Annotated in this window: 9 protein-coding genes and 2 pseudogenes; 8 read left to right on the top strand and 3 right to left on the bottom strand. The window is 34.2% G+C overall.

What is annotated here, in order from left to right; translation table 11 throughout:
- The 3 genes from QM408_RS09015 to QM408_RS09005 form a co-directional block, all read left to right on the top strand.
- The coding region (locus tag QM408_RS09015; protein WP_414374332.1) for a DUF1269 domain-containing protein at positions 1-525 on the top strand (525 nt) is incomplete at its 5' end.
- A gap of 85 nt (positions 526-610) precedes the next feature.
- Entirely contained in the window at positions 611-802 is a 192-nt protein-coding gene (locus QM408_RS09010) for a nucleoside hydrolase-like domain-containing protein (protein ID WP_082162670.1), read from the top strand.
- Complete coding sequence (locus QM408_RS09005) at positions 751-942, top strand: hypothetical protein (protein ID WP_000157573.1); 192 nt, start codon at positions 751-753, stop codon at positions 940-942. The genes QM408_RS09010 and QM408_RS09005 overlap by 52 nt, the downstream gene beginning before the upstream one ends.
- A 65-nt stretch (positions 943-1007) precedes the next feature.
- Here QM408_RS09005 and QM408_RS09000 read toward each other — a convergent pair.
- Positions 1008-1130 (bottom strand): annotated as a pseudogene (locus QM408_RS09000) (transposase); the annotation flags it as partial.
- Positions 1131-2061: 931 nt separating this feature from the next.
- Between QM408_RS09000 and QM408_RS08995 the strand changes: the two are divergent.
- Positions 2062-3360, top strand: coding sequence for a plasmid recombination protein (locus tag QM408_RS08995; RefSeq protein ID WP_261150748.1), 1299 nt, complete (start codon positions 2062-2064; stop codon positions 3358-3360).
- A gap of 83 nt (positions 3361-3443) precedes the next feature.
- Here the strand turns inward: QM408_RS08995 and QM408_RS08990 are convergent, their stop codons facing one another.
- Positions 3444-4256 (bottom strand): replication initiation protein, encoded by an 813-nt coding sequence (locus tag QM408_RS08990; RefSeq protein ID WP_000254442.1) that lies wholly within the window; start codon positions 4254-4256, stop codon positions 3444-3446.
- 602 nt (positions 4257-4858) lie between these two features.
- On the opposite strand from QM408_RS08990, the gene QM408_RS08985 reads away from it, so the two are divergent.
- Positions 4859-5014 (top strand): hypothetical protein, encoded by a 156-nt coding sequence (locus QM408_RS08985; protein ID WP_020902496.1) that lies wholly within the window; start codon positions 4859-4861, stop codon positions 5012-5014.
- 248 nt (positions 5015-5262) lie between these two features.
- Here the strand turns inward: QM408_RS08985 and QM408_RS08980 are convergent, their stop codons facing one another.
- Entirely contained in the window at positions 5263-6156 is an 894-nt protein-coding gene (locus tag QM408_RS08980; protein WP_031576638.1) for a nucleotidyl transferase AbiEii/AbiGii toxin family protein, read from the bottom strand.
- Between the two features lie 222 nt (positions 6157-6378).
- Here QM408_RS08980 and QM408_RS08975 point away from each other — a divergent pair, with 222 nt between their 5' ends.
- The 3 genes and pseudogenes from QM408_RS08975 to QM408_RS08965 form a co-directional block, all read left to right on the top strand.
- The gene (locus QM408_RS08975; protein ID WP_024056487.1) at positions 6379-7368 is read left to right on the top strand and encodes a type IV toxin-antitoxin system AbiEi family antitoxin domain-containing protein; all 990 of its coding nucleotides are present in this window, start codon (positions 6379-6381) and stop codon (positions 7366-7368) included.
- 92 nt (positions 7369-7460) lie between these two features.
- Positions 7461-7790, top strand: coding sequence for a hypothetical protein (locus tag QM408_RS08970; protein ID WP_227038806.1), 330 nt, complete (start codon positions 7461-7463; stop codon positions 7788-7790).
- A gap of 947 nt (positions 7791-8737) precedes the next feature.
- Positions 8738-8948: pseudogene (locus tag QM408_RS08965) on the top strand (DUF1269 domain-containing protein); the annotation flags it as partial.

The following is an 8948-nucleotide window of genomic DNA, read 5'->3' as shown; positions in this document are numbered from 1 at the left end:
CAGACGACCAAGGTTGCTCAAATCGCCTTGGTCAAAAATGAAAACGGTCATATCGTTGAAAAAGAACGCTATGACTTTGAAGATTCAACGACGGATGCAGCCCTAAAAGGTGGCTTGTTCGGTGCAGTTATCGGGCTTTTGGGTGGTCCTATCGGCGTCTTGTTTGGTTATGGTATGGGTAGCCTCTATGGTTTGGCTGCTGGTGATACCATTGATACGGCAGAAACTGGCCTGATTGACGTTGTTTCTCAGAAATTGACTAACGGTGAAACAGCCGTTGTTGCCTTGGTGCAAGAAGACAACGAAGCAGTCATCGATGCTTACTTCACCAAGTACGACACCCAAATCATGCGTTGGGATGTAGCAACCGTCGTAGCCGAAATCGAAGCAGCTCTGCAAGTCCAAGAAGACCTCTACAACCAGGCACGTGCACAAATGAAGGCTGAACGTAAAACCGAACGCAAGGCTAAACTTGAAGAATTCAAGGCGAATGTCAAAGCAAAATTTGACAAATTGAAAGCGTAAGCACTCAAGCATCTCATAAAAAATAGGCTTTCTACTTCTGGAAGATAGCCTATTTTTTAAAAAAACTAGATTTTAGAAAAAGGAAGTGACGGAAGGATTACGTTTTTTAGAGGAGCTCATTTTGGACGATGACCCCCGAACCCTCTATATCCAGACTTGGGGCGGGACCAATACAACTGCCAGAGCCCTCAAGTCTATTCAGGAGCGCTACGAGGGGACGGCAGAATGGCCTCCCTACATTCCGAAGAGGTGGACCCGCATTATGTCTTCGATATAACAGAAGAGGGCGCAAGTCTCACGGTTCATATCCCTGACGATGCAAAGTCAGACGATACCTTCCATATCATTACTGAGGTGCAAAATGTGACCGAGACTCCATTCAAAACCTATGTGCGTCGTATTCTCACGGTCAAATAATTTAGATGAGCTAGATTATTGCTCTTAAAAATGCTCATTGTCAACTGTAGTGGGTGGACATATAACTAAGCCCTAGAGAGAACCATCTTGGTTCTCTTTTTTGTGAAGTTCAAAGCGAGGTAAATCCGTTTTTTAAAGTTTTCAAAGTTCCGAAAACCAAAGGCATTGCGTTTGATGTCTTTGAGAACCAATCGCCAGCAGTATTTTAAGGCACGATAGTCAATGGATTTCTTGTCAAATTACTTCATGAGTTGAATACGAGTTTGATTGAGAGTACGGCTGAGGTGTTGGACGATATGAGTAAGTGCTTGATGATTGATGAGTTTCTAGGTAATTTTTTCGGTGCGTTATTCACGCCGATTTTTTTTCGAGTCCACTTTTGTGGGCCGAAAAAGCAGTGAATTTTTTGAACCGTGAGGGTCAAAAAAGGGGTGCAACCCATAGCCCTCGGCAGAGCGTTTTAGTTTTGTACGTTGCGCAGCAATGTCAAAACTACAAAAACGTTACTCTTTGACAAAGAGTAACAGAAACTCTGCTTGATCCGAGAAAGATATTTTTATTTTCAACTGATTACATATCGACAATAGTTGGCGTGGAATAGCGATAGCCCCACGCCGTAGCCCAACATTTTGGGCTAAATGTTTCTCTTTAAGCTGCTGAAACTATATAGAAATCCATAGATTTAAAAATCATGGACTTATATAGTAGTCCATGATTTCTGAAAAGATGGATTTTATAGTGTTCCATAAATTTTGAAAAGATGGACTTATATAGTGTTCCATAAATTCTAAAAAAATGGGCTTATATAGTAATCCATAAATTCTGAAAAGATGGACTTATATAGTAGTCCATAAATTCTAAAAAGATGGATTTATATAGTAGTCCATAAATTCTAAAAACGTGGACTTATATAGTAATCCATAAATTCTGAAAAGATGGGCTTGTATAGTGTTCTATAAATTCTAAAAAGATGGTCACTATATAAGACCATCTTTTTTAAAAACAAATGCTCAAATAAATTTGTTAATCACGTTTTTAACGGAAATTTTAAAAAATTTTTATTATCTTTTGTTTTTTGTGGCATACTACTATCACAATAGTAAGAGAGGAAACAGAATAATGAATCAAATGACCATTTCTTTTAAAACAAAAACTGGCATGACAAATATACGTCATAATAACAGAGATCTGAGCGAAGAAGAATTTAAGAGTAATGAACACAGGCATATAAATCGTGCATTGTCCCACGAAAATATAACGATTATTAAACGTGACATAAGAGAAGTCTATCACGATGAATTTGACGATGCTTTAAATACTTATAATTCAAAACAACGGAGGAAGGATAGAAAAATTGAAGACTACTACAAACACGTTAAAAAATCAAAAACATTGGATCTGCAACGTGAATTTGTAGTCTCAGTAGGTAATAAATCCGACTGGGAAAAGATGGATTTCAATAAAAAAAGAGAGGTAGGAGAGGCCCTAGCAAGCTACGTAAGAGATTTTAATGAACGCCACGATCATTTAGTCATCTATAATGCAGTTGTCCATTTAGACGAAGATGGAGCTCCTCATGCTCATTTTAACGTTGTTCCTATTGCTGATGGATATAAAAATGGTCTTTCAAAACAACCATCTTTTTCAAAAGCTCTCCTCCAAGAAGGATTTAAAGAAAAAGGCCGTGGCCAACTGAAACAATTTCGTGATCATGAAATTGATAGGATTCAGTACTTTATGAAAAACCTCAATATCGAACGCAAGTTAGGTCAGACGAACGATATTAAGGATATGCGAGAATATAAAGAAACTATGCGACAAATCGAATTACAGAAGCAGCAAGAAGAGAGGGAACTGCAGCATTTAAAAAATGAAGTCGCAAACATGTCCGAAGAGTTGGATAAAGCAAAATTAGAAGATGAAACTATCAATGCTATGTTACGTCTTAAAATGATCAGTGAAACTGAAGTAGATAAAAGTCAATTTGAAATCAAAGAGCGAGGGCTATTTAATAACCGTGAACGTGTTGTGATTGTTCCTGAAGATGAGTTTGATAGAATAGCCATGAAGGCAAACTATAGTCCATTGTCGAATTTGTTGAACGATTTTAAAGAGTCTATTCTTCAAATAGGGTTCATTAAAAAGTTACATTCTACAATTTCATCTTTAAAGAACGTAATCAGAGAACTGAAAGCAGAATTCCAAAAAGAGAAAGCTCACTTGGAAGAAGAAAATCGAAATGCTTGGTCTAAGTATTTTGAAGCTAAGAAAGAAGCTGATAATTATAAACGTTTTAAATCAGAGTTTGAAAGATATTTATCTGAAGAGGAAAAAAATGAGATCTCAGATAAAATCTATGAACGTCAAGAAGCTGAAATCGAAGGAGGTTTGTGGCAAGATTTTGATTTAGATCGTTAGATAAATTAGGGGGAACCTTTATTCTTTTCTCTCCTAGAAAAGGACTTGCATATGCAAGTCCTCATTCTTAATACTTGTTAAAATTACAAAAAATCATAGATATCTGTCTGATGTGATGCTTTCTCTGCCTCTATGATTACCTCTGCGGTTGTGGGCATCCGTCTATCCCTAATTACCATCTCATACCCGATAACTTTTCGTCCTTTTTTTACAGTTGTTAAATCTATATCAGCATTGAATTTCATTTCTAATTCTTCGCATGCAACCATGAGAGCATTCCTCTTAAACAAACCTGCAGGCCATGACTTCTCTTCACCCAAGAACCAATCTTGCCATTCCTCTAAACTTCCCTTAATGGTTGTATATTCTCGATTTCCTAAGCGATATGCTTCCCAAAGTTTCATCAAGATCAAAGAATACTTTGATTTCACATTTCCTAACTCATCCAAATGGAAAGAGTAGTAGTTTCTTTTCAACTCAAAAACTAAAGGACCAGCATCCTCAGAGAATTTAAACTCTACAAGGCCATCCTCAATAAATCTTATTCTGCTGAAAAGTTGAGTCATGATTATTGAACGTCTACCGTCAGGCAAGGTTTCGGGGATATATAGAGCGGTATTCTCATTAAGTCTCGAAAAAGCTTCTGCAATCCGTCTATAATTCTGACCGTTTTTAGTTAATCCAAAGTGCTTCATAATGTCAAGGCTATGAACCGTAAAGACATCACCGACTCTACTATCTTTCGTTACAGATGAAAAACAGTAGTCTAAAACCTTGTGTTCAAAAGCTTTTAAATTACCAAATGCTTTAGCCAAGTCATTCGCCTGGACAACTAAATAATTTTGACGAGAAGCTAGTTCTTCATAGATTTTACTCGATTTTCTATTTGATACCATCTTGTTTACCTTTTACTATATTTCCTATTATGCTATATTCTATCAATTTTTAATTTTATAGTCAATAATGGGGTACAAAATAGTCATTAATAGGGTACAAAATAGTCAATAATGGGGTACAAAATAGTCAATAATGGGGTACAAAATAGTCAATAATGGGGTACAAAATAGTCAATTATTTATCCGCAACCCCCTGGTATTACTGAGTTTCTAAGGTCGACAAAGTAATATAAAGTAATATAAAGTAGGTTAGAAAGTAAATTAGAAAGTATCTTCTTAAGAAAAAAATCTATATTTTATTTTTAATAAAATAAAAAAATCTTTTTCTCAGTTCACTATTTTCTAGCTAAATATTTACAAATAGAAAATTCAAACTAACTACATTTCCCCTTCTTCATTTCTATAAATTTACAGAAGGAATTCTGCAACTATGTTCGTATCATGAGGAAAAAAAGATTTTTTACGCTTTTCACTACAGTACAAAATTAAAGACGTCATCAGGAGCCATATTTTGGCCGTTAAGGGGCTTTTTTGATAAAAGTCGGATATTTCCACCTTGGACTCTCTAAGAGGCAAATACGTCCTTATATGAGGTTAAATAAGTGTTTGATTTTTATTTAATACTCCCTGATGGCAGCAAGCAACAAAATCAGATAAAAAAGAGCCTGTATTATGACGACAGAAGAAAATTGGAACAAGCTGCAGGAACTATCAAAGAAGGTATCGAAAGAGGAACTAGTGTTTTCCTAAAAATATAGGACAAAATAGAATTTTTTAACTTGATTCCTGCTGTCTTTTTGTAGGGTAATTGATGAAAAAGTGTGTAAAAAAGTTCCAGTTTTATATTCAAACTTTTAAATTCTTTTTGAATTGATATAGGAGAAAATATTGTTCTAAAATTACCTCTTTTTTAAGATATATAGTTGAAAGTAAATGCTAGCAAAAAAGTCTCAATTTTATAATGAGACTTTTTATTATTTTGGCCTTTTTTAGAATTAAAATTTGATTATTTTCGTTTATAATCTTGATATTTTTTAAACAAATCTTTGAATAATTGGTCGTTGTAGGAAAAGAGAAACTCAAACTTTTCAATTTCTTTAGCAGGTATTTGAGGGACAACTTTTGCTTTGTAATCTTCAGCTAATTCTGTCTTTTTGCTATCTAATTTTAACATAAGTTCAAGTGGCACATCTTTTGCTTGAAAAATATTTTCTAGTATATAGAAATTGTCTTGATTAAGAACAGCTTCACGTAAATCAATTTGTCCTTTATTTGTTAAAGTTTTATAGATATCATATAGATCTCGAGCACGTGTTTTATCACCAACCAACTTGTAATCGTCAAGCTGCTGACAGGATGCTCTTATTTTCTCATAGACAATCATTAGTGGACTATAGAGATAAATAGTTGTCCCTTCTAAATCATAACTATCTTTATCCGCAACATATTCATCATAGCTCAAATCTATTTCTATCTTTTTACTATTATTTTCTAAAGCTTCTCCATATTTACTTAGCTCCTTCATTTTATTAGGGTCCTGTAAATCTATTTTTTCTTGATATTTTTCTGTATCGACTATCGCAAAAGAAATCTTATATCCTCCCCAAAACGGAGGCAAGTCTCGTTTTCTTTTTTTAGGTTTTTCAATGAATTCAAATCCAACAACTAAAAAACCAATTTGCTTAAAAGCATCTGAAATTAAACCTTGTAGTTTTTTTCCTTCAACATCTTTATCATATCTTATAGATTCTTCAATTGAAAAGTCTAAATCCTGAGATGAGCGATCAGTTATATTGTGTAGCTTTAAAGCAGTACCACCTTTTAGAACTAGATTTTCCTTCAGATCACTATCTGAAAAAATTGCTTTTAAAATGGTGTTTCTAATATCATCTGGTTTCATAAGTACCTCTATCATATTACTAGTGTTGTTAGTTTATTATACCATGTATAACTTGCGATCTATCTTAATTTCTTGTTTTTTATTTTTTAAACTGCTATACTAAAGCTATGGTATATATACCATAGCTTTTAAATAAAATAAATTAAAACATACTTAAGGTATGGTATATATACCATACCTTAGCGGTGAAATCTTAACTAGTATATTGGAGGGATAATAGTAATGGTCCTTACAGACAATGAAATTGAGAAAATATTAATCAAACATCAAATCAAAAAAGATACTTATGGTTTAATAAAATATTCTGACGAAATTGTTCAAAAATCTAAAAAAGAATTTGGAAATATTTTAAATAGGACCTCTATCATTCAAATTATTCAGAAATTAAAAGAAGAAGGAAAACTTAAGTCTAGAGCTACCCTTAATAAGTTTACTGATATTATTATTGATAAACTAAAACTTTTTAAACCAGTTAAAATTATGAACGAATACAAAGGGGATTATGTTATTCGCTATATAACCTCAGATATATACGTTTCTCCTTACGAAATTGCTTTATCGTTATTATCTCGTTCATTTCTATCTCATTATAGTGCTATGTACGTTCATGATCTAACTATTAATAGCCCTAAAGACATATATATTAACAAAGAACAATCCCAAAAACGCTCTACTTTAGGTGATAGACTGGCTATAACTCAAGGACGTATCGATTATGCCTTCTCCAAAAGTATGAGACGAACAAATATGATCTACTCTTTTGAATATGACGGAACATCTTATAAAGTGCATGTTCTAAATTCGAAAAGTACTCACAATACAGGAGTTATAACTAAGGAAGTTGTTGGGTTTTCAAAGCCTATTAAAACAACAAATGTTGAGAGAACACTAATCGATGCTATGGTAAGACCTGGGTATAGCGGGGGCGTTTCTGAAATTCTTGATGCATTTATTCGAGCTAAAAATATAAATGTCAGAAAGATTTGGGAATATCTAGAAAAATTTAATTATTCTTATCCATACTATAAATCACTTGCATTTTACTTAAGGAATGCAAAATATGAATATAAATCTGAGCTTAAACGATACCAGAATGACCCTCGCAATAATTTGACTTTTTATCTAGACTATCAAATGATATACCCTCATCAAGATAAAGAGTTAGGAGTGTTCTATCCAAGAAGTGTTCACAACATTTCCAAAAAATACTAATTTTTCGCAAAGAAATTTAGTCAAAAACTCAGTTTTTCTTGTATTATTTAATAATACTGTGTGTTATAATGTGTATTATATTAGCTAACGGGGTGAAAGTTTTGACTGAAAAAATGACTGTCCTAAACATCAGGATGAGCGTTGGAGAAAAAGAAGAATTAAAGGAAAGAGCTACAGAATTTGGAGACTCGATCAGTTCATATGCTAGAAAGATACTCTTCCAAGAGGATAATACAAGCGATTACGTAGATAATACAAATGTATTACAAGAGAAAGATGAGCGTATATCAGACCTTAAAACTCAAATAGACGACTACAAGAAGCAAATTGAGCAACTGCATACGATTATTTTGGCAACTCAAAAAGATAATCAGTTGCTGATTGAACAGAAAACGAAGAGATGGTGGAAGTTTTGGGAGTGAGAATTCATTTCTGGACTAACTACACTTTTGGAAACGCACTCTTTACTAAAGGAGTTTACGAATGATGATCCGATTTTACATTATTATTTTTTTGGATGTTTGGTTATAATTCTTAATAAGCTACAAAAAAATGACAATGGATGTTTCTCTATAAGAGTAATATCCGTTGTCATTTTTGTATAATCGACTTCGATTTTCGGATTTTTATACAAAAACTCTGCATTTTTGATGCTGACATGATAATTCTGAGAGCTTTTCAGTTTTTTTCGTGAACAACTAATCATCTAGACTCCTAGAGCCCCAAGGACTTACGAGAAACCCTTAATCAAACTTTCCGAAAAAGATCAATTTTTCGGAAAGTTGTTTTTTTGAAAAGTTCATCTCAAAATTCACCTTATTGTTTAAGAGACTTTAGGGCAAACCCATCTTGAGTAATAAGCAGTATCTCTTCTAGTACCTTTTATGATGGGGCATCTTTGATGTTACAGCGAAGTAGTCAATCTTCATGTTGTTTTTCCATGCTTAGTCACCGACAACTTTAAGATCGCTAGCGACTACTTTTACTCCGCCCCAGGTACTACGTGCTATGTTCCACATGACGGATATAGGGATTAATCAGTTCAACCGTCATTATACGTATCATGGGTTTAGCCCTACTTTCGTGTATGTTCGTACCCCCTATCAGTGGTGGGGATTTGTAGGAAAGACACATTTATTGACTTTTTGCACGGGTGGCTTTAAGATGTTGCTGGACGCCTTTCTTGATAATCACTCAGAGTCGCCAGAGTGTCTGGCCCGAGATATGGCAAGGATATACCGCTGCCTGCACCAGTCCTTCGACGCTGACAAATTGCGACATATCATGTAAATTATCGCATAAAAGTAGTTTCAAAAAAAGAAAACTGTGTTATAATGTATATGTAATTTTTAGAAAAGAGGTACTAACTATGGAAAACCTAGTAGTTTCAATCTTTAACACTGAAAGCGAAGCTTATCAGTCCTTTGCGGATTTGAAGGCTTTCCGCCAAACTCAGACGACCAAGGTTGCTCAAATCGCCTTGGTCAAAAATGAAAACGGTCATATCGTTGAAAAAGAACGCTATGACTTTGAAGATTCAACGACGGATGCAGCCCTAAAAGGTGGCTTGTTCGGTGCAG

The sequence above is a fragment of the Streptococcus mitis genome (genome assembly GCF_047464965.1).
Lineage (GTDB): Bacteria > Bacillota > Bacilli > Lactobacillales > Streptococcaceae > Streptococcus > Streptococcus mitis_DU.
Note: the sequence above shows the minus strand (reverse complement) of the source record. Positions and strands in the feature narration are given on the sequence as shown.